At 64.7% G+C, this 23,780-nt stretch carries 18 protein-coding genes; 4 read left to right on the plus strand and 14 right to left on the minus strand.

Going from position 1 to position 23,780, the window contains the following annotated elements:
• Positions 1-30: 30 nt before the first annotated feature.
• The 4 genes from ACQR3T_RS11675 to ACQR3T_RS11690 form a co-directional block, all read right to left on the minus strand.
• On the minus strand, positions 31-1,002 hold the full coding sequence (locus tag ACQR3T_RS11675; RefSeq protein WP_428693497.1) for a hypothetical protein: 972 nt from the start codon (positions 1,000-1,002) through the stop codon (positions 31-33).
• Positions 1,003-1,275: 273 nt separating this feature from the next.
• Positions 1,276-4,593: an arabinosyltransferase domain-containing protein gene (locus ACQR3T_RS11680; RefSeq protein WP_428693498.1), complete on the minus strand. Its 3,318-nt coding sequence runs from the start codon at positions 4,591-4,593 to the stop codon at positions 1,276-1,278.
• 75 nt (positions 4,594-4,668) lie between these two features.
• Positions 4,669-7,878 carry an arabinosyltransferase domain-containing protein gene (locus ACQR3T_RS11685; protein WP_428693499.1) on the minus strand — a complete coding sequence of 1,070 codons (3,210 nt, stop codon included), beginning with the start codon at positions 7,876-7,878 and terminating at the stop codon, positions 4,669-4,671.
• Positions 7,856-9,625 carry a glycosyl transferase gene (locus tag ACQR3T_RS11690; RefSeq protein ID WP_032381089.1) on the minus strand — a complete coding sequence of 590 codons (1,770 nt, stop codon included), beginning with the start codon at positions 9,623-9,625 and terminating at the stop codon, positions 7,856-7,858. The genes ACQR3T_RS11685 and ACQR3T_RS11690 overlap by 23 nt, the downstream gene beginning before the upstream one ends.
• 387 nt (positions 9,626-10,012) lie before the next feature.
• Between ACQR3T_RS11690 and ACQR3T_RS11695 the strand changes: the two genes are divergently transcribed.
• Positions 10,013-10,723 (plus strand): hypothetical protein, encoded by a 711-nt coding sequence (locus tag ACQR3T_RS11695; RefSeq protein ID WP_428693500.1) that lies wholly within the window; start codon positions 10,013-10,015, stop codon positions 10,721-10,723.
• On the opposite strand, the gene ACQR3T_RS11700 is transcribed toward ACQR3T_RS11695, so the two are convergent.
• The gene (locus ACQR3T_RS11700; RefSeq protein ID WP_428693501.1) at positions 10,699-11,904 is read right to left on the minus strand and encodes a diguanylate cyclase; all 1,206 of its coding nucleotides are present in this window, start codon (positions 11,902-11,904) and stop codon (positions 10,699-10,701) included. The genes ACQR3T_RS11695 and ACQR3T_RS11700 overlap by 25 nt on opposite strands.
• A gap of 78 nt (positions 11,905-11,982) precedes the next feature.
• Entirely contained in the window at positions 11,983-13,011 is a 1,029-nt protein-coding gene (locus ACQR3T_RS11705) for an Rv1355c family protein (RefSeq protein WP_052071057.1), read from the minus strand.
• A gap of 261 nt (positions 13,012-13,272) precedes the next feature.
• On the opposite strand from ACQR3T_RS11705, the gene ACQR3T_RS11710 reads away from it, so the two are divergent.
• Positions 13,273-14,535, plus strand: coding sequence for an EAL domain-containing protein (locus ACQR3T_RS11710; RefSeq protein ID WP_428693502.1), 1,263 nt, complete (start codon positions 13,273-13,275; stop codon positions 14,533-14,535).
• Between the two features lie 36 nt (positions 14,536-14,571).
• On the opposite strand, the gene ACQR3T_RS11715 is transcribed toward ACQR3T_RS11710, so the two are convergent.
• From ACQR3T_RS11715 to ACQR3T_RS11725, 3 genes are read right to left on the minus strand one after another with little or no spacing between them, the layout of a single operon-like run.
• A complete protein-coding gene (locus tag ACQR3T_RS11715; protein WP_428693503.1) occupies positions 14,572-16,461 on the minus strand; it encodes a galactan 5-O-arabinofuranosyltransferase in 1,890 nt (629 codons plus the stop codon).
• Between the two features lie 4 nt (positions 16,462-16,465).
• Complete coding sequence (locus tag ACQR3T_RS11720; RefSeq protein ID WP_149407733.1) at positions 16,466-17,230, minus strand: decaprenylphospho-beta-D-erythro-pentofuranosid-2-ulose 2-reductase; 765 nt, start codon at positions 17,228-17,230, stop codon at positions 16,466-16,468.
• Positions 17,227-18,678 (minus strand): FAD-binding protein, encoded by a 1,452-nt coding sequence (locus ACQR3T_RS11725; protein WP_428693504.1) that lies wholly within the window; start codon positions 18,676-18,678, stop codon positions 17,227-17,229. Before ACQR3T_RS11725 ends, ACQR3T_RS11720 begins: the two co-directional genes overlap by 4 nt.
• Before the next feature lie 47 nt (positions 18,679-18,725).
• Here ACQR3T_RS11725 and ACQR3T_RS11730 point away from each other — a divergent pair, with 47 nt between their 5' ends.
• Positions 18,726-19,244, plus strand: coding sequence for a GtrA family protein (locus ACQR3T_RS11730; RefSeq protein WP_428693505.1), 519 nt, complete (start codon positions 18,726-18,728; stop codon positions 19,242-19,244).
• Between the two features lie 45 nt (positions 19,245-19,289).
• Here ACQR3T_RS11730 and ACQR3T_RS11735 read toward each other — a convergent pair whose 3' ends face one another.
• The gene (locus tag ACQR3T_RS11735; RefSeq protein WP_428693506.1) at positions 19,290-19,874 is read right to left on the minus strand and encodes a dTDP-4-dehydrorhamnose 3,5-epimerase family protein; all 585 of its coding nucleotides are present in this window, start codon (positions 19,872-19,874) and stop codon (positions 19,290-19,292) included.
• A complete protein-coding gene (rfbA, locus tag ACQR3T_RS11740) occupies positions 19,871-20,743 on the minus strand; it encodes a glucose-1-phosphate thymidylyltransferase RfbA (protein ID WP_032381096.1) in 873 nt (290 codons plus the stop codon). Before rfbA ends, ACQR3T_RS11735 begins: the two co-directional genes overlap by 4 nt.
• Before the next feature lie 130 nt (positions 20,744-20,873).
• On the opposite strand from rfbA, the gene ACQR3T_RS11745 reads away from it, so the two are divergent.
• The gene (locus tag ACQR3T_RS11745) at positions 20,874-21,392 is read left to right on the plus strand and encodes a maleylpyruvate isomerase family mycothiol-dependent enzyme (RefSeq protein WP_428693507.1); all 519 of its coding nucleotides are present in this window, start codon (positions 20,874-20,876) and stop codon (positions 21,390-21,392) included.
• 18 nt (positions 21,393-21,410) lie between these two features.
• Here the strand turns inward: ACQR3T_RS11745 and ACQR3T_RS11750 are convergent, their stop codons facing one another.
• Genes ACQR3T_RS11750 through ACQR3T_RS11760 form a run of 3 tightly spaced genes read right to left on the minus strand, consistent with a single transcriptional unit; the run spans position 21,411 to position 23,765 of the window.
• Positions 21,411-21,779: a hypothetical protein gene (locus ACQR3T_RS11750; protein ID WP_428693508.1), complete on the minus strand. Its 369-nt coding sequence runs from the start codon at positions 21,777-21,779 to the stop codon at positions 21,411-21,413.
• A complete protein-coding gene (locus tag ACQR3T_RS11755) occupies positions 21,776-22,987 on the minus strand; it encodes a WXG100 family type VII secretion target (RefSeq protein ID WP_428693509.1) in 1,212 nt (403 codons plus the stop codon). The genes ACQR3T_RS11750 and ACQR3T_RS11755 overlap by 4 nt, the downstream gene beginning before the upstream one ends.
• Before the next feature lie 4 nt (positions 22,988-22,991).
• Positions 22,992-23,765, minus strand: coding sequence for a hypothetical protein (locus ACQR3T_RS11760; RefSeq protein WP_428693510.1), 774 nt, complete (start codon positions 23,763-23,765; stop codon positions 22,992-22,994).
• Positions 23,766-23,780 lie beyond the last annotated feature (15 nt).

Consider the following 23,780-nt stretch of genomic DNA (forward strand, 5'->3'; position numbering starts at 1 on the left):
TCTTGCAATTGACGTGAGTGCAAGGGACATTCATCCCACGGGCATCGGGTTCTGGCGAACAATAAGGTTCGGGCGGGGCCGGGCCAGGGCCTGGTTATAGCCGGCCTGGAGGTCCGCAAGCACGCGCTGTGGGTCATCGCGGATGTCCTGCGGCAGATGTGACACAACGATTGCACCGTGGCGCTGCATGAGCGCCCGACGAGTCATCGTCTTCGCGTGGTCGATCGGTGACAGGTGATGGGCGAGTGAGTCGATCTCCCACCCGAAACAGACCTCGTCGAGGAAGCCGTCGGGACTGCCGAGGAATGTGCCGTCGGCGGCGAACAGGCGGGCGTTGTGAATCATCGGCGGGAGCCCGCTCGATCGGTAGAGACGTTGAGCGTCGGCCTCGGCGACGGAGTGGGCGTTGCCGAGCAAGTCCCCTATGGCCAGCCGGGTCGACGCGCTGTAACGTCTCGGCCCCTCCGCCAACTCGATTGCCAGCTCTTCCAGTGATACCGCACCCCGTCTGATGATCTCGGCAATCAAAGCCGTGCACTGAGATCGACCGCGGAGCGCGCGGGTCGCATCGACGACACTCCGGGCTACCGGAGCACAGCGCGGACCGTGCTCGAACGCCGCTTCGGGCATGCGCCAGGTGCGTTCGGATCGCACGAACTTGACGGATGCCCGTTGCATCTCGTTGGGCACCAGAATGTGAACTTCGTTCGAGGGTGGATTCGGCCCCAAACCATGGACGCTCAATGCCGCGTTCCCAGTGAGAATGCTGTGTGGCCCGCCATACGCCAATGCCGCAGCCATCCGCTGTTGGTGAGAGGGGTAGCCGTTGTACAACAGCACCACCCCCGGCAGCAAATGCTGCCAGGGTCCGCCGGCAGCACATCTACCAGCTACCGTGCCGTCCGCGACGCGCGCTGCACGCAACTGCGCCCTTGTCACGACGCCGTGATCGGCGACGTCCTCGAGTGTCGATAAGTCTGTGGCCCAAGCTCCCCGTTTCATGCCTCGACTGTCGGACGCGACACCGACACTCCGACGCCGTAAACCATCGTTCGCGGTTTCCCTGTGGATGGCTGCCGGAGTTGTGCACAAGGGCGTCGAATCGTGGCTTACGCACCGGACATAGTCAGGGATGAGTGGTAGGCCCCCGCTCGGCCGACAACGCACCCACCCCCTTCTGGATGAATGCGGGATTCAGTCAGTCAGAGTGCAATGCACAACAAAGGGACATTGATCCCAAAGGGGGGAGGGTTGACGAGGAGCGGGGGCGAGTGATCAGTCCTCAAATACCCGCAGTTGTCCGTCTTTGTACCAACCCGATCGGGTGACGTCGGCGGTCTCGAGTTCGGCGGGCACGGCGCTCGGGTAGTACTGCTCGTAGCGCTCCAACGATCCCCAGTCCCTGGCCCAGTCGTTTTTCAGGTAGGTGGGGACGGTGACGGGCTTGGCGAGCAGTTCGGACCAGCCCAGTGGGCCGCCGTTCTCGCCCGATTGCCAGGTGTCGGTGGAGCTGACGGCGAGTGGGCGGTCGGGGAGGATGCGGTATCCGGGTACCTCGGCGACGCCGTAGCGGTGGTCGAAGGGCCGTTGGCACGGGAATTGCAGTCCGACGGCCCAGTCGAGCAGCACGGGCTGTTCACTGCCGATCATGGTGTTCAGGTTTTCCATCACCGGAACTCGCGGCGGGGTGAACGCGAGCCACTGGTCGCCGGTGAGGTTGGGGTCGTTGGCGACGATACGGACGGCGTCGGCGTCAGGTGCTATGTCCGCCAACGGGATTCGTAGGTTGCGCCACGAGGGTGCGGGTCCGATGTCGCGGGGGAGGTAGGTGCCCTCGGCCTGGACGGTTCCGTCGGGCTGACGCTTGCCGTATTCGAGCAGCAGTGATTGTCCGTAGGTGAGTGCTCCGGTGTCGTCGTACGACCAGATGCGTCCGGCTGCCGACAAGACGACCAGGGGTGCGTCGTCGCTACGAGCGGGCAGTTGGTACCAGCTCGACGTGGCCGACGCGGGTTCCTGGATGCCCTCCTGGTACGAGCCGAGTACCGGGGTGGTGGCGGGGTCGAGGCCGAATGGAAGAGCTGCGTTCGAGCCGTTGACGCCCACGGCTCCGGTACCGCCTGCGGTGCCGGAACTCTGGCCTTCCTCGAAAGCGGGTCCGACGGCCTGTTGGTCGGTATTGCCCTGTCCTGGTTTGACTTCCACGGCATCGGCGCTGAGGTCACTGGGAATGCCGTTGGCGGTGAAGTTGCGCAGGGTGGAGCTCGATCCGCCCAGCGGTCCTGCGGTGGCATCGAACTCGCCCGGCAATGGGTTGAGTATTCCTGCGTTGGGATTCGACTCGACGAGGACATCGTTGGCGAGGCCGCACGAATTGCCCAGGACCGATTGCACATTCGAGCGTGCGAGCGAGTAGGCGGGGTACTGGGAGACGGCACCCTTGACGAGCGAGAGCACCTCGAACAGCACCATGATTCCAGCAATGACGGTCAGCGGTGCGGCAGCGAACTTTCGGATGCGTTTACCGCGCGCCGACGTCGGCTTCGGCTGTGGCGGAGCGTATCCCTCGCGCAGGTATTGGAAGGCGGCGACGGCGAGGACCAGTCCGAAGAGGATGAGGAACAGGGTGCCCGATTCGTTGCCACCCAGCGATACCGTCTTGTCGAACCACGGCACGCCGTAGCTCGAGACGTACCAGTAGCCGTTGATGCCCGAGAACGACAGTGCGAGAACGAACATCAGCCCGGCGGCGAACAGTGAGCGGTTGCGCCGCGAACGCAGGGCGCTGGCCGAGACGGCCACCGCTGTCAGGGCGGCGAGCCCACCGGCGATGCCGGCGTAGGAACCGAAGTGGTGAGTCCACTTGGTGGGGTTGAACATCATGAAGAAGATGGTGCCGAGCACGACGCCGAGCAGACGCCAGGCCGGGCCGTTCGCGATGCCGGGGATGCGGCGACGACGCAGTAGCACGAACAGCGTCGTGAACAGGCACAGGATCATCGTCAGGAACGCGAAGCGGCGTGCGACGGAGCCGTCCACGGTCTGGACGAAGAGGTAGTAGTACCGCAGGAAGTCTTGGTACCAGGCCTCGTTGGGGCCGATGATGGTCCGAACTCGGGTGGACTCGATGACCGTTGCGTACGTCTGGTCGGCGAAGACCACGACGAGGACGAGCACACCGGCGGCGGCCAATGGTGCCAGCAGGGCGAGGGTGCCGACCTGACGGTGGCGTCGGACGACGATCCGCGCGATGGGCCGTGCGCCGGCGAGAAGTGCTGCCACACACATCAATCCGGTGGGAGCGGCGGCGAGGGTGAAGGCTCCGATGAGACAGGCTGCGGCGGCCGGCAGTAGCCTGCCGGTGGCGATGGACCGCTCCACCGAGCACCAGGTGAGCAGTGCGCCGAGGGCGACGATCGGTTCGGGGCGCAGTCCGTTGTTGTACGGGAGCCAGAAGGCGAGGAACACCAGTCCGCCGGTCCACAGCGCGACGTTGGACTTGCGCACTGCGCGTCCGAGGCGTGGAACCACCTCGCGGCTGATCACCATCCAGCACAGGACTCCGGCGATGAGGGCGGGCAATCGCATCCACGGGCTTGCGGTCGAGATCTTGGCGAAGACGGCGAGCACGTCGTAGTACCAGCCGAACGGTGCTTCGGGCACGCCGAACCAGCGGAAGTAGTTGGCCATGTAGCCGGAGTGGTCGGCGGCGCGGGCCATCGTGAGCAGGTAGCCGTCGTCGGAGGTGTTGGCTCCGACGAAATGCCACCCCACCAGAACACCGAGGACGGTGACGTCGACACCGGTGAACTTCCACCAGTGGGACGGGAAGAAGCGGCGGTGTGCGCGGCGATCGGTGCCGTCGAGTCGTCCGAGTGCACCGATGGCCAGCGCGGTGCAGGCGATCGCCAGGATCATGATCAGCAACTTGAGCAACGTCGGCGACGACGAGAAGCGGGAGTCGACGTCGACGGTGACGGACATGTCCGCGGGGGCCGCGCCGCTGAGATCGCTGAAGATGCCGACGACCTGGGGGCGCAGATCGCCGTCGAGCCGGCCTTCCAGCGGCTGGCCGTCGTCGTTCGTCAGGCCGGTGAACGCGGCCGAGGTGTACTGGTCGTTCGAGGTGATTTCGATGGCCGCGCAGCGCGTGCTCTGGACGTCGGCGCGAGGTGCCGTCGCGACCACGACGTTGCGATCGAGGACGTCGACGTTCGACTCGCCGACGCGCACGAACAAACTGTTCAGCGCAGCGCCTTCACCCTGTGGGGGTGCCGTCGCCAACAGCAGCCCGCCCGACGCGGGGAGTGCGGCGACAGCAGAGCACGGCAGGGTCGCAGCGAGGCTCACCGGTGCCTGGGACACCAGCGGGGCGTCCACGTCCTGCAGGAGCCCGTTCTGCGGCCACGCAATGGTGGCGGTGGTCTCCGTGACAGGGGCGAACGGAGTGATCAGTGCGAACAGCACACCGAGCACGCCGGCCACCATGGCGATCAGCCGTGGAATTCGTACCTGAGCACGAAGTTCGTCCGAGGCTCGCAGTGGAGCGGGGACGGGGGGACCAGCTGATGAATCTGTCACGACGTCGGGCACGAGAGTCGATGTTATGCGAGCGTGACGAAGAGGTCACACAGGCACCGTCCCCGTAACCCGCCGGGAAACGGGACTTCAGTCTGTTTTCATCGGTCCGTCGCTGGACAGTCCCGACCGAGACTGCTGCTCGACGGCGATCTCGGCCTGCTGTGCGGCCGGGTCGAGTGGCATGTATCTCTCGATCGAGCCCCAGTCTCGGGCGTAGTCGTCGGCGAGATACGACGGCAGCGTCTGCGCCCCGAGGAGCAGTTCGGTCCAGCCGAGTGGGCCGCCGCCGATCGAGTCCTGCCAGGCGTTGGTGGATTCGGCCCCGGTGCGGTCGGGCAGAATCCGGTACTTCGGCACCTCGGCGACGCCGTCCCGATGATCGAACGGTCGTTGGCACGGGAAGGCCAGTCCGACGGCCCAGTCCAGCAACACCGGGTCGGTCGATCCGACGAGCGAGTTCAGCGTCTGTGTCTTCGGGACCCGCGGCGGGGTGACGGCAAGCCATTGATCGCCGGCCAGGTCGTTGTCCTCGGCGACGATGCGAACGACGTCTGCCTCGGCCGGTAGATCGCTCATCGGGACCCGCAGGTTGCGCCACGACGGCGACGGGCCGATATCGAGAGGCGTGACGCGGCCCAGTGCCTGGACGTCGCTACCGTCGCGGCGCCCGTATTCCAGTTCGACGCGTTGGCCCGGGGTGACGATGCCGTCCTTGTCCACCGATCGGATTCGGCCTGCGGCGGCGATGGCGATCAGGTCGCCGCGGTCGGTGTCGGAGAGCTGGTACCAACCGGAGGTCAGCGATGCAGGCTCGGTGGCACCGAAGCTACCCAGCACCGGAGTGGTCGCGGGATTCAAGCCGAAGGGCAGGGCGACCGAGCTACCGTTGATTCCGACGTTCTCGTTGGTACCGCCGGAGGTGCCCGCGGAGTTCGACGAGGTTGCCGCCGCGCTCTGTTCGGAGTCCTCGGGTCGGATGGAGTTGGCGCTGCCCTGCGCGGTGTCCTCGGAGTCTGCGGTCAGATCCTGGGCGACGCCGTCGGGCGTGAATCCGGTACTACCGCCCGCTCCGAGTGCGTCCGCCGCTGGGTCGATCGGTTGCAGCACCGATCCGTTGACGTCGGTTTCCACCTGCACGTCACCGGCGAGTCCGCACGAGTTTCCGGCGAGAGCCGAGAAGTTGGAGCGGGCGATGGAGTACGCGGGGTATTGCGCCACAGCACCTTTGGCGAAGGAGAGCACTTCGAAGGCGACGACGCCGCCGGCGACGATGGTCAGTGCGGACGGCGCGAATCGGCGTCGTGTGGTGGGTTCTTTTCTGCGATAAGGCAATCGGACGTGCTGGTAGGCGGCGTAGAGCAGCGTCAGAACCGTCAGGCCGAGCAGGATCGTCGAAAAGCCCTTGCCGGCAATGGACGGCGGCTTGTCGAACCACGGAATTCCGTAGCTCGAGACGTACCACCAGCCGTTGGAACTGGTGAATGCCACCGCAGTCAGGAACAGAACCGCGGCAGTGAACAGGGTTCTGTTGCGTGGAGATCGGACGGTCGCCGCGGTGACGGCCACTGCCGCCAATGCGGCCAGCGACGCCGCGAGACCGGCGTACACACCGAAGTGGTGGGTCCACTTGGTGGGGGTGAACATCATCAAAGCCAGTGCACCCAAGATGATTCCGAGTATCCGACGCGATGGCCCGGTGGCTGTTCCGGGGATGCGTCCGTTCTTGCGGAGCATCACCGCGATGCACACGACGATGCACAGCAGCATCGCGAACATGCCGAACCGTCGGGCGAGCGAGCCGTCGGGTGAGATGGTCATCAATGCGTCCCAGCGCACGCGCTCTTCGAACCACGGCACGTTCGGTCCGATGGCCGAGCGCACCCGGGTGGCTTCGAGCACGGTGCTCAGAGTCTGGTCGGCGAAGATCGCGATCAGCACCGCCAGTCCCGACGCGACCAGCGGCGCGAGAACGGCGAGCAGACCTACCTCCCGAGCTCGCTTGACCACGATCATCACCAATGGGCGCAGCCCTGCGAGCAGAGCGGCGACGGCGATCAGTCCGGTGGGTCCGGCGGCGAGGGAGAACGCGGCGATCAGTGTGCCGATCGCGGCGGGCAACAGTCGCCCGGTGGCGATGGCGCGTTCGATCGAGCACCACGTGAGCAATGCGCCGAGAGCGATGATCGGTTCGGGACGCAATCCGTTGTCGTAGGGCAGCCAGAAGGCGAGGAACACCAGGCCCGCGGTCCACAGTGCGACGCGGTTGGTGAGCACCGCGCGGCCCAGACGCGGGATGACCTCGCGGCTGATGACCAGCCAGCACAGCAGCGCGGCGATGGTGGCGGGCAGGCGCATCCAGATGCTGGCCGTGCTGACCTTGGCTAGGGCGGCGAGCATGTCGTAGTAGGGCATGCCGAACGGCGCCTCCGGGACGCCGAACCAACGGAAGTAGTTGGCCATGTAACCGGCGTTCTCGGAGACGCGGGCCATGTTGAGCAGATAACCGTCGTCGGAGGTGTTCGCGCCGATGAAGTGCCAGAGCATCAGCACGCCCACCACAACGGCGTCGACTCCGGTAACGGATTTCCAGCGCGAGGGAAGGAATCGTCGGTGGCGTCGCCCGTCCATGCCGTCGAGTCGATGCAGCGCGAACAGGGAGGCGATGATGGCGAGTGCGCCGACGATCATCGCCAGCAACTTGAACGTCGTCGGAGTCGAGGAATAGCGCGAGTCGATGTCCACGCGCACGTTCAGGCCGTCGACCGGTGCCGTGAGATCGGTGAACACGCCGACGACCTGGGGCCGGATGTCTCCGTCCACAGTATTCGCCTGGCCGTCGAGGTCGACGGTCGTGCGAGTGGCGTTCGACGACACGGTCAGCGCGCAGTTACCGCTCAGCTCGTCGACGGGTGCCTCGGCAAGAACGCGATCGCGCAGCAGCACCTGCAGACGGCCGTCGTCGACCCGAACGATCAGTGCCTTCTGCTCGGTCTTCGCAGCGGCGATGGGTGCGGTGGAGACCAGCGTGCCGCCGTCGGTGAGAGCAGTGGCCGCGCTGCACGGAACGGTTGCCTCGAGGTCGACGGGCGAGTAGCTCACCAACGGGGCGTTCACGCTGCCGAACGAGCTCTGTGGCCACGACAGCGTCGCGACGTCCTGCTGAACCGGCAGCAGGGGAGTCGCGATGGCCAGGAGTGCACCGACGATTCCGGTGACGATCGCTATCAGCCGGGCGGTCTTGACGTTCGGAGCGGTCTCGGGCACGCCGACGATGCTATTGGACGAGCGTCCGCACATCCCACACCCACACGCCACCGGTGTATTGCGGCTGGACGCCGAGCAGTTCGGTGACGGTGGTGCGCAGTGCAACGGTCCGCTTGCTCGGCGGCAGTACGACCACGTCCGCCTCCCAGAACGTCAGATCCTCGACGGCCTGCGCACGTTGATCGTCGGTTATCTCCGGGACAGTGCCTCGGTCGTACACCGAGCCCAGCAACAGTGCCGTCGGCCGGTCGACGGCTCCGTACTTGGCAACCTTCTCTTCTTGATCACTCGGTCCGACGAAGTATCCGGCTGCCAGCTTGAAGCCCATGTCGGCGTCCATCTGCCAGCGCAGCGGGCGGGCGTCCTCGGGCCGTGGCAGGGGCACGGTGACGACGGAACCGTCGTCGACGTAGTTCTCCCACTCGCCGTCGGCGAAGAACTCCGGCGTCGGAGATTTGTCGACGGCAACCAGCGGCGTCGGGATCAGCGGAACGAGTGCGAGGGCGAGGCCGGCGATCCAGAAGGCCGGCAGTGGGCGCAGTCCGTTACGGAACGTGCGGTCGGTGGCCAGCACGAGCAGCAGGGCCAGCGCAGGCACCGCGCCCAACGCGAAGCGGGTCTCGAGGACGGATTCGACGAGTGGGTACTCGGCGAGCTTCGTCCACGGCAGGGTGATGCCGGTGTCGTTCTTGCCGATCATCAGCGTCGCACCGAGCGAGAGCACGCTCATGACGATTGCCGTTGCCGCGGCGGCACGGGCGCACGCGACGCGCCACATCCACACGGCAGCCACCAGGCACAGCACCAGCAGCGGCCACCCGAAGTACGCGTTCTCCTCGGTGGCGTTGATGCGGACGTTCTGCCCTGGAGTCGCGACGCCACCGATCGATTGCGTCGGGAACTGGAACAGGGCCTTCGCGTCGTTGCCCATCGGTCCGTGTTCGAGGAAGGAGTACGACTGCGGTCCGAAGAACTGCCACCACAGCGGAAGCGCGACAATGGCCAGTGCGATCGTGGCCGATACAGCGAGCCGGGGCACGGCATTGCGCACAGCCGGCCACAGCGAACGTGGCCGGGTCACGTAGTAGGCGACGGCGAAGATGGCGAACGACATCGCGAAAATCAGCAGCGGCTCTTCGCCGAGAAGGATCTGCAGCGCGACGATCAAGCCGAGCCCGACGGTGTTCTTGGTGGTTCCGCCGCCGTGGGCGATGCGCGTGACCAGCATCGCGATGACCGGAAGCAGGAACAGCACCACGAAGTTGGGGTGCCCGTTGGCGTGTGAAATTGCTCCGGGTGCGAAGCCGCACAGAGCGCCACCGATCGCGGCCGCGCCCTTGGAGGCGTTCAGCTGACGCGAGAACAGCCAGTACCAGGCGAACGAGGTTCCGGCGAGGCCGGCGGTGAGGGCGATCGCCCAGGTGACGGTCGGTCCGAAGAGCAATGTGATCGGGGCCAGGGGGATCGAGATGCCGAACATCGCGGTGTTCGCCATCAGATTCACCCCGAGCGGGTAATTCTGCAGGTCACTCGACAGCGGGTTGTCCAGATGTGCGACGGCATGGGCGGCGACGGAGAAGAACCACTCCCACATCGTCTGGTCCTGGCCGCTGTTGTAGAGGTAGCCGCCCGAAAGATTGCGCCACTGGCCCTGAAGGACGTACACCGCGGCCACAAGGAATCCCACCGCCGCAACAGCGTCACCGCGTCCGACGCCGGAGTGTCGAGCCGGTGCCGTGGTCGGCTGCCGCTCGAGAACTCTCTGGTCGTGGGTGGTCATCGCGTCGAGGTTACAGAAAGATCACGGCAGGCGGAAACCTGAACGACGTGGGTCACACCGTTGGGCGGGAGCCTGTCCGCTCTGCGAGCGCAGACCCCCGGACCTTGTTGCTGGTCATAAAATTCCGGCCCATTAACCGAATACCGCAGTGACATAGCACAACCGAAACGTGCAAAAAGAACTTGAAGTATGTTTCGGCAGCAAACCTCGGTCCGGGCGCTTGTTTGTTGCACAATGACTCTGATAACTGTTCAAAAATCAAACAACACGCTCGACGTGCCTCAGAAGGGTTGTCGAGTATCACTCAGGAGTTCACCGTTGACGACCCCCGTACTCCCTAGCGTCCACTCGGCACATCGGCCGAGCTCACTGGCACACGAACCCGATATGCCCGGCCCTCTCCGAGAAGGGCTCGATGCCGGTCCCTGGTCGACGCGTTGCGCCGGGGGAACCATGACATTGACGGCCGCGACGCCATCGGGTTCCCCGGAACTGTGGTCCCGCTACGTCGAAGGAGCGTGGGAATCGTATTCACGCCATGGTGTCACCGCTGCACTCGATATGGACGAAGTCGCTTCGGGCGCAACGACAACCCTGTTCTACGTGGTGCTCGACGAGGCAGGGCAGATGCTCGGCGGCGTCAGAGCCCAAGGCCCGTACACGATGATCGAGCAATCCCACGTGTTGACCGAATGGGAGGACTCGCCTGGACTGCCGCTGGTCACCGAACTGTTGCACGCTCGGCTCTCGCACGGGATCGTGGAAATGAAGAGCGCGTGGGTGGATGCGGGGGCCGCTGGGCGGACGGTGTCGAATGTCCTGGCGAGAACAGCATTGCCCACGCTCGAATTGACCGGTAGCCGATACCTGTTCGCCAGCGCGGCCGATCACGTCCTGCGTTTGTGGGAGAGCTCCGGTGGGCGGATCGACCACGCCATCCCTGCCGCGGCGTACCCGAGTGAGCAGTACAGGACCGTCATGATGTGGTGGGACATGGACTCGCTGGCCCGCAACGCGAGGCCCGAGGTGTGGCAGTCGATGGTTCGCGAGGCCCGCTCACTGTGTGGGTACGGTCAGCGCATTCCATCGGTGGCGTGACGGCTGGTGGAGTCTTTGGGGCGGCTCGTCCGCGTCTGTCCGGACCTGGGGCTGCCCGACCAGTCGATCGTGAGTGTGCCCGCGTGGTACGCCCTGTCTCGACCGTCGGCTTTGGCGCGGTAGAGCGCGGCGTCGGCGGCACGGACGACGGCGTCGAGCACCTGATCGAGACCGCCCGATCCGCCGGAAGCAACGTCTGCGGTGGGCAACGCCGGGTCACCGGGTGCAGTGGGCCGTACGTCGAGTGTCACCGTTCCGATGCTGACCGTGACCGGGCAGTCGGACCGGATGAGATCGAGTATCTGCTGCGTCAGGTCGTGACCGTCTCGGTGCGGGGCGAGGATCAGGAACTCTTCGCCACCGGTTCGCGCGATAACCGCTTCGGATTCGCCGACCTCTGCGTGTACAGCGCGAGCCAGGGTATCGGCGACTGCTGCGAGCGTTCGGTCTCCGGCTGTGTGACCGGCGGTGTCGTTGACGGTCTTGAAATAGTCGACATCGACGACGAGAGCAGACAGTGGTTCCCTCCGCTCGCACGCCTCCTGCACGAGGATCTGGGCATTCGAGAGCAGTCCACGGCGATTGACCAGACCCGTCAACGGGTCCGTGTCGGCCAGCCGTTGCAGTTTCTCGTTGACCGAGGACAGGGTTCGGCGCAGGCCGCCGATGAGCGCAACCGGCACCAGCACCGTGGTCGCGGCGGCACCGATCGCAACGGCGGTCACCGCCCACCCGGAGGATCCCACACTGACCACGGACAGCACCGTGGCCATGACGACCGAGGCCGCCGACAGACGGGCGGTCACGCGCGGCGGTGAGCTGGATGCCGCAATTGCCGGAACGATGGCCAGCATCGAGGTGACCGCGCGCGTCCCGGACGGATCGGCGATCAGGTAGGCGCTGATAGCGACTCCGGTCATGCCGCCGAAGCCCAGAACGGCGAATTGACCTTCGCTCAAACGCCCCACTTTGGCGGCAAAGAGCACGGTGACAGCGGTGAACGTCAGCACCCCGATGAGAATCGGAAGCGCGTTCGGCCGCAAGAACGTCGGAGACAACAGGGCAATAGCCAACATCGGTACGGCACCGGTGGCGCTGGCAATGACTGCGGTAGTGCGGGTATCGAGCCGTGACCGCCAGGAGTTCGCTCGCCGACGAGACGAGTTGTCGATCACGTTCATCGGGTGTTTCCTCGGATCAATGTCGGGCGAACCCCATAGACAGTATCTGGCGATGCCTCCGGCCGCTGGTGCGCCCGCTCAGGCGTTCTCAGCGTCGGCTGCCGGGTCGAGTCCGGTGCGCACCAACGCATCCAGGTCTATTCGCCGCCGACCGGACGGGAGCGGTTCACCGCGGCCGAACGCCCTCACCGCAGCGGTCACAGCGGCACCACCGAGCGCGACGTCTCCGCCGAGCTGTGGCCAGGTCGAGAGCGTCCGCCCGATTTCCGGCACCGATGCGATCATTCGCGGGGTCAGTTTGCTCGGCTCGAGCAACGTCGCTGCGATCGTGCTTTTTTGCTCGATGGTCATATCGGCCACATCCGCGATCTTCATCTCGCCGAGCAGTCCGTGGAACACCGGTCTGTCGGGTTCGAGATCGAAGCGTTCGACATCGAGAACGCCTCCATCGCTGGTCTCCATGACCACGGGGATGCCTCGGGCGCGGGCGTGATGGCGGACCAGCAGTTTGGTGTCGATCGAGTCGCATTCCTCCACAACGAGATCGAGCCCGTCCAGAAAGCCATCGAGCGTCTCGGCCGTCACACCGTCCGCGAAGACCTGCACATTCAGGTAGGGGTCGAGTTCGGCGATCCGTCGGGCCGCGACGACCGCCTTGTTCAGGCCCAAGTCGAACACCGAGGACGGGACACGGTTGAGATTGGAGAGATCGAGCTCATCGAAGTCGGCCAGACGCAACTCGCCGCACAGTCCTTCCAGCGCGAGGGTATGAGCGACGGCATGGCCGACGCTCAACCCGACAACTCCCACTCGCAGGCCTCTGAACCGAGCTTGTTCCTCGGACGTGATCTTGTTTCTGTTGCGGTCCAGTCGTAGCCGATCGAACCCGCGTGGACCGAGGACCCGCACCACTGTGCGCCGCCATGGGTAGTGCACCCACCGTGGCAATTCCTCGGAGTCACCGGCCGTCGCAGGAAGTAACTCGCGAAGCGAGGCCAGTTGATCGGGTGTCGTGTCCACGACACCGACATTGGGATCATCGAGCAGTGCACGGACCACCGAGTCCTGTTCGCGCTCGGATGGGTCGAACACGCTGTGCTCTGACATTGCTGATGCTCCGCATCTTTCGGATGACTGTCGACGACAAGCAACGCCGATCATGTCCGACGGCCGGGAGGGATATCAGACTGCTTCACGTTACTGAAGACTCGCCGACAGTGCGGCCGCGCACAGCTATTGAGGAGCAACACAGCCGCCTGAACCACCACTGTGGCAAAGTCCGTATCCAGACGACGCCCCCGCGTGCCTCGGCGCAGGGAACGGAAGTCTCTGTGCACGTGCAGCGCTGGGATCGAGAACATGGGGTGAATGTTGGGCGTCGACGGTGACTTCGACGAGCGGTTCAGCTCACTGATCTCGGTCTTTCAGCCGATCGTCGACTCGAGGACCGGGCTGGTGGTTGCGCACGAGGCGCTCACCAGGTGGCCGGCGTTTCCGGACAACTCGCCAGACCAGATCTTCGACGTCGCTCGCACCATGGGGATGGCCGAGGAGCTGGACCGCAGATGCATAGCCTCGGCAGTCACTGCAGCGGCACAGTTCACCCCCGCCGACCACCCGCCACGTACGTTGTTCGTCAACATAGAAGCCGAAGCAATGTCCTCCGAGAACTCGTCGACCTCGGCCCGTCACCTCAGCGAACTGTTGCGCGGAGGCGGATCGCAGGTTCGGCCCGTCGCGGAATTTGCTGAACGCTCCCTGCTCACCGACCCGGCGCGTCTACTCCGATCAGCCGACCGACTCCGACGCGACGGCATCATCATCGCTCTCGACGACGTCGGTGCCGACCCCGACTCGATGGTGGTCCTGCCCCTTCTCGCACCCGAGGTGATCAAACTCGACAGATCGTTGCTCGCCGACGACCTCTCGGGCGACAAGCTCGCCACCTTGCTCGCCGTTCTTGCCTACGCGAGCCGGTTCGATGTTGCACTCATCGCCGAAGGAATAGAAACCGAGAGACAGAAGGAGAAGGCGATCGCGTGGGGTGCCGCTTACGGACAAGGATTTCATCTCGGCCGGCCCGCCCCCCTCGATGCATCCCCGACGTCGGCCTTTCCGATACAGCCACGCCCTCCTGTGACGAGGCCGTTGACAGAGATCCTCGACGACCGCGCCACCGACACGACGTCGATCTCGGTCCTCACGTCCATCTCCAACCACCTGCTCGATTTCGCAATGGCCACCACCGAAGCTCTGACGATTGTGATCGCATTTCGAGAACCCGACATGTGCACCGCCGACATGGCGCGAACGCTGCGGCGTCTCGCACGCAAACACCCGTATGTGAAAGCACTCGATGCACCTCGCGCGCTCTTCACCGCCACCGACGGGGTACGCCACGCCGACCTGGTTCAACCCTCGGAGAGAATCGGTGCCATCGCCGTGATCGGCCAACGGTTCTACTGCGCCCTGGTCGCACGCCCACTCGACCCCGACGCTCCAGCGTCGGGGTCGAATCAGTGGAGGTACTTCCTCACCGTCGATCCAGCCCAGGTCTGCACAGCCGCACACACGCTGATCGTGAACAGTACGAGCCCCACCGACCCGGGTACGTCCGGTTGGCTGGGCTGACACTCGACGTTCGATCGTGCCGAACCCCGATGTCGGTCACGCGGTGCGCACCACCAACGCGAACGGCCCGATGTCGGTGACCGTGAAGCGTGGATCCTCGAACAGTGCCTCGGGGAAGGTCACGGTGTAGCGGCGCACGTTGGGGTCGTTCGGGTAGACGTCCTCGGCCAAGCGCAGGGTGTAGCCGTCGGCACCACGTCGGAACAGGAAGGCGTCCGGCGCGCGCCACTGGCTGGTGTTCAACGCCTCGATCAATTGGTCGGGTGTCTCGAGCTCGGTCCACCGCTCGATGGCGGCGGCTCGCTGATCGAACTGCGCCAGCGGGTTGGCGTAGTGCGAGGTCAGTCCTTGGAAGCCGAAGTACGGGTAGTAGCTGAGGAACGAGGTGTCCGCGGTCAGCACGACCGTCTCGTCGCGCGGGCGCTCGGTTTGCTCGGTGATGGCGTCGTCGACCTCGCGGTAGTACGAGACCGCGCTCGGTGGGCGCATGTCGGCGCGGTTGCCGTCACCGTCGGTGTCGGAGTACGCGACGGTGATCTCGCTCTGCAGTACCTGGGGGATGTTCTGCGCGAAGGCCATGGCACCGATGATCGCCACGACTACGGCCGCGATACGGAACTTGGGCGGTTCGTTGATGGCCTGGTAGATCGCGTGACTACCTTCGAGAAAGCCGAAAACTCCTGCGCTGCCCAGCAATACGATCAAAACCGCTTCGAGCCGAAAGGAAAGTAACGTGGTGCCCGCGGCCGTGGCGGCCATGGATAACAGTGTCCACAGATAGATCGAGACGACGCCGACGCCGAGTGCCTGCGCTCGACGCGAGGAGGAGAAGCGCACCGCCACCCACACCGTGCCGATCAGGCACAGCGCACCCGACATGGAGAACTCGAACATCGGGAAGGGAAGTGTTGCACCGGCTTCGGGTAGGTAATGCAGGGCTGTGCCCGATGTGGACGGTGCTCCGCGCAGGAAGTCGATGAGATACGGCAGCCACACCGTCGCGGCGATGACGCCGGAGATGGCGGCGATCGAGGCGACCTTGATCGCGATGGGCACCAGTACGTTCCAGGTCTTGCGCTCGCGATAGGCGAGAACAGCGGCGAACAGCGCCATGAGTACGACGGTGAATGCGGCCAGGCCCAGGTACAGGGTGTAGAACGTCGCGGCCAGTCCGAGGAAGAGGCCGGTGCCTGCCGCCGCTCCCCACCCGCCGGCCGCTTTTCTGTGCAACGCACCCCATGCCAGCACAAGTGCCGGGGCGAACAGCAACACGATGACGGCGCTGTAGGCCTCGGGGGAGGCGTAGGCGACGACGAGCGCAGTGGTGACGGCACTGACGGCGACGGCCCAGTCGCTGCGAATCAGGGCCTTCCACAACACGAATGCGACCACCGATGTGACGGCGAGCAGCCCGATTGCGTAGGGCTTGAATACTTCCCACCCGTCCATGCCCAACACGTTGCCGACGCGTCCGCCGAGCCAGAACCAACCGGCGGGGTAGAACGGCGGGATGTCGGTGTACGTCATGTCGCGCAACGACGCCGAATCGGTCAGGCGCGTCAGGTATTCGGTGCGGAACTCCTGGTCGACCGAGATGCCGAACAGGTACAGCTTGGTTGCCGCCAAGGGCATGCCGAGGGTGACGGTGACGAAGCCGGACAGGCCGACCCACGCCGAGAGTCGAGCGATCCACGGCCACTTGTGGATTCGGTACAGGTAGATCGACGTGGCGAACAGTGCCGCAGCTACTACCTGACCCAGGGTCGTCAGAGCGCGAGTGACGTTGGACGAGTTGAACGCCGGCCACTGAACCAGTGAGAAGGCGTACAACCCGACCGTAGCCACGACGACTGCGACGAGGATTCCGGCAACTATTTCTCCGACGGCAGAAGCAGTTCTGCGCGCCGGCGCAACCCCGACAGTCATGCAGTTAGATGGGCAGCTTGCGGAAGATCGGCCGCGGTACGTGCCGCAGCACCATCATCACCAGACGCCAGGGAGCAGGAGTCCAGATGAGGGGAGTGCCCTTGCGCGACGCGTTCACCGCAAGCTTCGCGATGACCTCCTTGTCGACCGTCATCGGCGCTTCCTTGACGTGCGCGCTGAACTTGGTGCGCACCATGCCCGGGCGAACGACGGTGACCCGAGGTCCGAACTCGCGCAACGCTTCTCCGAGTCCGAGGTAGAACCCGTCGAGGCCGGCCTTGGTGGAGCCGTAGACGAAGTTGGAGCGACGAACCCGCTCGCCTGCCACCGAGGACATGACGATGATGCGGCCGTACGCCTGGGCCTTCATCTTCTCGCCCAGCAGCACACCGACCGACACCGAAGCGGTGTAGTTGATGTTCGCGGCGAGGACGGCCTTGCGCTGGTCCTGCCAGAGCTGCTCGGCATCGAAGTCGACGGCGAAGGCGACGATGGCGACATCGACGTCACCCTTGGCCCAGGCGGCGTCGATGACCTTCGGGTGCGATGCGGTGTCGAGTGCATCGAAGTCGATGACGTCGACGGACTTCGCGCCCTTGGCGGTCAGTTGTGCAACGGCACTGTCGCGCAGCGGGTCGTTCGGCAGCGCGGCGAGGATGACACGTGCCGGAGACTTCGACAGGTACTCCTCGGTGATCGCGAGACCGATCTCGCTGGTGCCACCCAGAACGAGAATCGTCTGGGGGTTACCTACGGCGTCTATCGTCACAGCAGTTCCAGCCTTCTAGCCATATCGGAGGCGAAAACGCCTGTGGGGTCTACGGATCGACGGACCTTGATCCACTCGTCGATCCGCGGGTACATCGAATGGAACGTCTCGGCGTCGGTGCGCGAATCTTTCGCGGTGTACAGACGGCCACCGAATTCGAGCACGCGCTTGTCGAGCTCGCGCACCATCTCGTTCAGGCCCGCCTTGATCGGGAAGTCCATCGCGACGTTCCAGCCGGCCATCGGAAAGCTCAGTGGCGCTTTGTTTCCCGGGCCGAACAGCTTGAAGACGTTGAGTGCCGAGTACTGACCGGAGCGCTGAATGAACCGGATGATGTCCTTGAACTCTTCGAGGGCCTCGGTCGGAACGAGGAACTGGTACTGCAGGAATCCCTTGGGCCCGTAGCCTCGGTTCCACTCACCGACGAGATCGAGTGGGTGGTAGAACTGCGTGAGGTTCTGCACCTTGCCGGTGTAGTTCCCGCCCATGCGGTAGTAGGCCTCGCCGATCATGCTCATCGACAGCTTGTTCAAACCACTGATCGGGAAGATATCCGGCACCGTCAACAGCTGGGGTGCGTCGAACTTCAGTGGATCCTTCTGCAGTTTCGCGGGAAGTTCGTCGAACTTGGCCAGCGATCCACGAGTGATCGTTGCGCGCCCGAGCTTGGGCGGTGCGCTCATGACGTCGAACCAGGCGCTCGAGTACGTGTAGTTGTCCTCGGTGCCGTCCTGGTGAGCGGCGACTGTCTCGTCGAGACTCTCGGTGCGGATGCCGTCGTTGATGAAGTACGCCGTTTCCGTCGGCGTCATCTCGATGGTCGCGCGCAGGATGATGCCGGTGAGGCCGTTGCCGCCGACCGTTGCCCAGAACAGCTTGGCGTTCTTTCCCGACGGTGTCAGGTGGCGGATCTGACCGTCTGCGGTGAGCAGTTCCATCGAGCGGACGTGGTTGCCGAAGCTACCCGCACTGTGATGGTTCTTGCCGTGAATGTCGCAGCCGATGGCCCCACCGATGGTGACCTGACGCGTACCGGGCAGCACCGGGACCCACAGACCGAACGGAAGCGCGGCGCGCATCAGCTGGTCGAGACTCACGCCGCCGTCCAGATCGACGATCCGCGTCGCGGTGTCGATGCTGTAGATGCGGTTGAGTGCCTTCATGTCTATGACGAGCCCGCCGGAGTTCTGTGCGTTGTCACCGTAGGAGCGGCCGAGGCCACGTGGAATGACGCCTCGTCGCAGGTACGAGGGCTTGGAGTCGTTCTGCTCGGCGACCTGCTTGACCGCGTTCGCGATGAGCTCGGGGTCGGAGGTGGCGAGCACCTCTCCGGTCGATCGCGCGGTGCGGCCGAATCCGGAGATCGTGCGGGTCTGCGTGGGTAGCGGCGCAGTGTTCCCGGCCTGTGGTTCCAGGGGGAAGAGTGCGTCGTCGGCTGTCGTGGACATCGCTCAAGAGGGTACCCGCACCGCGGCAGCGGCTAGTGTCAGTCCTCGTGTCCACCCCCGACCGCTCCGCAGAAGAAGGCTCAACGGGCGACGACTGGTCGCCCGAGGACGAAGAGCTACAACATCACGTCCCGCTGCCCGTCGAGCTGCCGCTGACCGAGAACATCGCCGACGCGGCCCTCGATCTCAAGACGCAGGTGCTGCGTTTCTTGGCGACGGGTGTGCTGTCGGCCATCGTCGACCAGGGCGTCAACCTGATCCTGCATTTCGTGTTCGGGGTCGGGGTGACGCTGGCCAAGGCCATCGGCTTCGTGCTCGGAACGACGACGGCCTACCTGATCAATCGTCGCTGGACCTTCAATGCGGCTCCGTCACGTGCTCGGTTCTTCGCCGTCGTCGCTCTGTACGGAGTTACCTTCGCCGTCCAGGTGGGCATCTACACCTGGCTCTACCAGGCTCTTCCGGACGGCTTCTGGTACGCGAACGTGGCCTTCGTCATCGCGCAGGGCACGGCGACGGTCATCAACTTCCTCGTTCAGCGATTCGTGATCTTCAAGATTCGCTAGCTCACCCTCGTGCGCGTTTTGCGTAGCCAGACCTACGCAAAACGCTCACGACAGGTTCGGCAGGTCTCCGCGTGCGAGGGCTTGGGCGAGGGTGGGGGCGGCTGTGTCCTTGTCGGAGAGCTCGTAGGTCAGAGGCGATCCGTCGCGTCCGGTGGTGGGCCAGTCGATGCCCAGGGCGGGGTCGAGGGGGTTGATGTCGCGGTCCAGGGCCGGGGTGTACTCGAGCGAGCACAGGTACATGACGGTGGAATTGTCTTCCAGGGACAAGATGGCGTGGCCGAGTCCTTCGGACAGGAATACTGCTTTGCGGTCGATGTCGTCGATCAGCACCGAGTCCCATTGCCCGAACGTCGGGGAGCCGACACGCAGGTCGACGATGACGTCGAGGAATGCTCCGCGGGCGCAGGTGACGTATTTGGCTTGCCCCGGCGGGTTGGTGGTGAAGTGGATGCCGCGCAGCACTCCGGCGGCGGAGACCGAGCAGTTCGCCTGCTTGAGATCCAATGCTCGGCCGGTGGTCTTCTCGAAGAGGCTCGCTTTGAACCATTCGAAGAACACGCCGCGGTCGTCGCCGAACTGGCGTGGGGTGTATTCGTAGGCACCGGCGATGCTCAGCTCACGAAAGGTCATCGGTTCCCTCGGTCGATCAGATCGAGCAGGTAGGTGCCGTAGCCGGATTTGACGAGTTTCTCGGCCCGCACGCGCAGTTCGTCGTCGGTGATGAATCCGCGTCGCCAGGCCACTTCTTCGGGGGATCCGATTTTCAGGCCTTGGCGTTGTTCGATGGTGCGCACGTAGTTCGAGGCGTCGAGGAGGGAGTCGAAGGTGCCGGTGTCGAGCCAGGCGGTGCCGCGGGGCAGGACCTCGACCTGGAGGCGGCCGGCCTCCAGGTAGTGGCGGTTGACGTCGGTGATCTCGTATTCCCCACGGGCGGACGGGGTGAGGTCGCGGGCGATGGCGATGACGTCGTTGTCGTAGAAGTACAGGCCGGGGACGGCGTAGTTCGATTTCGGTGCGGCCGGTTTCTCTTCGAGGGAGATCGCTTTGCGGTTGTCGTCGAATTCGATGACGCCGTAGGCGGTGGGGTCGGAGACTTCGTAGGCGAAGACGGCTCCGCCGTCGATGGTCTCGAAGCGGGACAGTTGGGTGCCCAGGCCGGGGCCGTAGAAGATGTTGTCGCCCAACACCAATGCCGCGGAGTCGGTGCCGATGTGCTCGGCTCCGAGGACGAATGCTTGGGCGAGGCCGTTCGGCTCGTGCTGGACCTTGTAGGTCAGGGAGATGCCGAATTGGGAGCCGTCACCGAGGAGGCGGGTGAATTGGTCGGCGTCCTGGGGTGTGGTGATGATGAGGATCTCGCGGATCCCGGCGAGGATCAGGGTCGAGAGCGGGTAGTAGATCATCGGTTTGTCGTAGACCGGGACCAGCTGTTTGCTGACGCCCATCGTGATCGGATGAAGACGCGAGCCTGTGCCGCCCGCCAGAATGATTCCCCGCATGAACCCGCAGTCTTCCAGACCCTCCGGTCGACCGTGCGGTTGTGCCTTCCCCGTTTCCGCTGCGTGAGCTCCGAGGTGCACCTACGCTCGCCGCATACCCAGCCTTCCGAGAGATCCGAGGACAACGATCGTGACGAGTCGCACCCAGATCGAAACCGGTATCAGCCAGGTCACCGCTCTGCTCTCCGCAGTGACCGCAGACGAACGCGCGTCGGCGACGCCCTGTACCGACTGGACCGTCGCCGAGCTGACGGACCACCTCGTGAACACCGCAGCCAATTTGGTGACCATGGCGCGGGGCGGCGAGATCGATTGGTCGGCGTCACCCGAGCCGTCGTCGGACCCGATTCCGCTGTGGACCGAGAGGACCCGCGAACTGTTGGCCGAGATCGACGCAGGATCACCGCTGCCACTCGGAATGGTCGCCGCGGAATTCTCGGTGCACGCGTGGGACCTCGCGACCGCACTCGGTCGCGGCACCGACGACTTCGACCGGACCGTCGCGGAAGACGGGCTGGAGTTCATGTCCGAGAATTTGACCGACGAACGCCGCGCCGGTGCCTTCGAACCGGAGCAGCCCGCACCGGACGGTGCCAATGCCTACGAGCGCCTCGCGGCCTTTGCCGGACGTACTGTCGCGCGTTCCTGAGACTTCGCTGGCGACGGCTCATTCCCACGGGATTCGATAGGGCTGAGACGGGACCTCCGTCGACGAAGTCGGCCATTCCGACGGCCACATGATCTGCGAATCGGCTTTGAGCTCTTCGACTTCCGGTGGCACCGGATCTGCGTCCACCTCGATTCGTTCCCAACTGCATTCACCCGACGCGACGCGGGTTGCGTACTGGATCAGGTCGGACGACGCTTGCGGTGACGACGCCAGGCGGGCCAGCAGTTCCGCGGTGACCCTGCGGGATCCCGCTCGAGCCTTCAGGTCCGTGTTCAGTGCTCGCGTGCGTGCGGCTTCGAGCTCACCGCAGGATGCCATCAGATGGTCGTATGCGGCTCGGGCGTGCGGAGGCAGTGACTCGATCATGCGTCCCGCCATGGTTCGTCGCCGGTTCCGACGGAGAAATCCTCGTCCGGTGTGTCGAGTACTGGTCGGATGTCCGCGGTCTTGCCCGCTTCGACGGCTTGCTTGCCGTAGTCCAGGAAGTCGTTCAGCGGCCGCAGTGTGTCGTCGATCTTCTGGCCCACCTGGCCTTCGGGGTCGCCGAGCGCGTCGAGGAATACGCCGAAGTCGTCGACCACCTTTTCGATCTTCACGATGAGTTCTTTGGTCAGATCCATTGCTGTCCAGCATATTTCGATGATGCTTTCGACCTGCCATGCTGCACCGACCACCGGAACCTTCTTGAGCATGACCTTCAACGCACCGCGGGCGTTGTCGACGGCCACTTCGGACTCGAGCAATTCGACGACTTTCCGGACCACTGCCAGCGCTGCGCCACGAAGTTGCTCGGCGATGGCAGTACAGATTGCGGCGATCGTTCGGCCGGCATGCCCTTCCCATCGCATCGCGTTCGTCTGTCGGTCGGCGTACTCGGTGAATGCCTGTGCGGCTGCACCGTTCCAGTGACCGTCGACGCGGCGCACTCCTGCAGCCAACGACTCTGCTGCGGCTTCCATCGCCTCACCCACGATCTCGTACGCCTGACCGATTCGACGGATTTCGTTCCAGTTGCCGGTGATCGGAATGGTCGCCTCGTTCAGTGGGCTCCATCCGGAGAGCTCGAAGATCGTTCGGTCGATCTCGCCCAGCCAGCCGGCGGCCTCGTCGAGTACGTCGCGGAGGTCGTCGAGCACGGGATTCGTTGGTGGGTAGTCGATCCCGTGGGGCCGGCCGTAGTCGGCGGGTCCTTCGAATTCGTCCACGTGCCCGACCGCGGCACGATCCGAACTGCCGCGGTCGATGCCCGGTAGTGGCGGAGGTGTCGTGTGAGCGTTCAGCAGGTCGTAGTTCTTTTGATCTTGATCGGCATACAACCAGGCAGCTTTGTTGAGTTCGGCACCCATCTCCACGCAGTTGTCGGACAAGTGAACCTGCCGAGTTCGGGTCATCTCCGCGAAGCCATCGACATAGGGCTGCAGTCTGCGCAGTATCTGCCCGACCACGTTCTCGCCCAGGCCCGCCTGGTCGAGCAGATAACGATGACTGGCCAGCGTATCGACGCCGATGCGATCGAGAAGATTTCCGAGGCCGGCGATTTCTGTTGCGTCCGCCGAAAGGAGTTCCTTGGTCATCGCGTCACCCCTGGGGATCGCTACGGCGGAGTGTGGACATGATGTCTTCGACGACCGAATGGTCCAGTGCACCGTCGACAGCAAGGTCCAGCTTCACGAAGAACACGGCGACCGTTGCGGTCGCAAACCCCGGTACGGCAACGACATCGAACGTCCCCTCCGTGGGGTCACAGTCGGCTCGCTTGTGCACGCTCGATGCCGTTACGGTGTATCGCACAGCAGGCCCGCCTGCGACCTCGATGTCGCTCGGCTGCGAGTACTCGATTCGAGGCGGTGCGGCGGAGTCGTCGCCGAAGATGATCTCTGCACCTCGTGCTGCGTCGAGCGCTGCGGTGTGGAGGTCCATCCCGCGGCGCCCGGTCATGCCGGACATGGCGAGCGTCGACCCGTCGGATTCCGGGCAGTAGTTGGTCCCGAAATCACCGATCGAGCCGTAGACGACCGATCGACCGGCATTCGACCAACCCGCGATTCCGGTCGAGAAGTTTCGCCACTCTGCCGGTATTTCGTAGGTCCAGCCGAATTTGGTGGCGATGGGCTGCGGCTGCCCGTCGGGCACCTCGATTTTCGGTGGCGGGCGTTCCATCGACGGAAACCCCGGCGGCAGCGGCGGCGGCGATGTCGTCGAGCCCGTGGGTTCCGGCGACACCGGCGGCAGAACCTGCACACCCTCGTACGGTTCAGGCACCGGAGGTGCCAGCTGCGGAATTGCCCACATGATCCCGAACAGCAGCGCTACCGATGCCGCGAGACGAATCAGAATTTTGCCGAGACCCATTGACGTACTCCCCCC

Origin of the sequence: Rhodococcus sp. IEGM1428 (assembly GCF_050321865.1) — a bacterium.
Classification (GTDB): domain Bacteria; phylum Actinomycetota; class Actinomycetes; order Mycobacteriales; family Mycobacteriaceae; genus Rhodococcoides.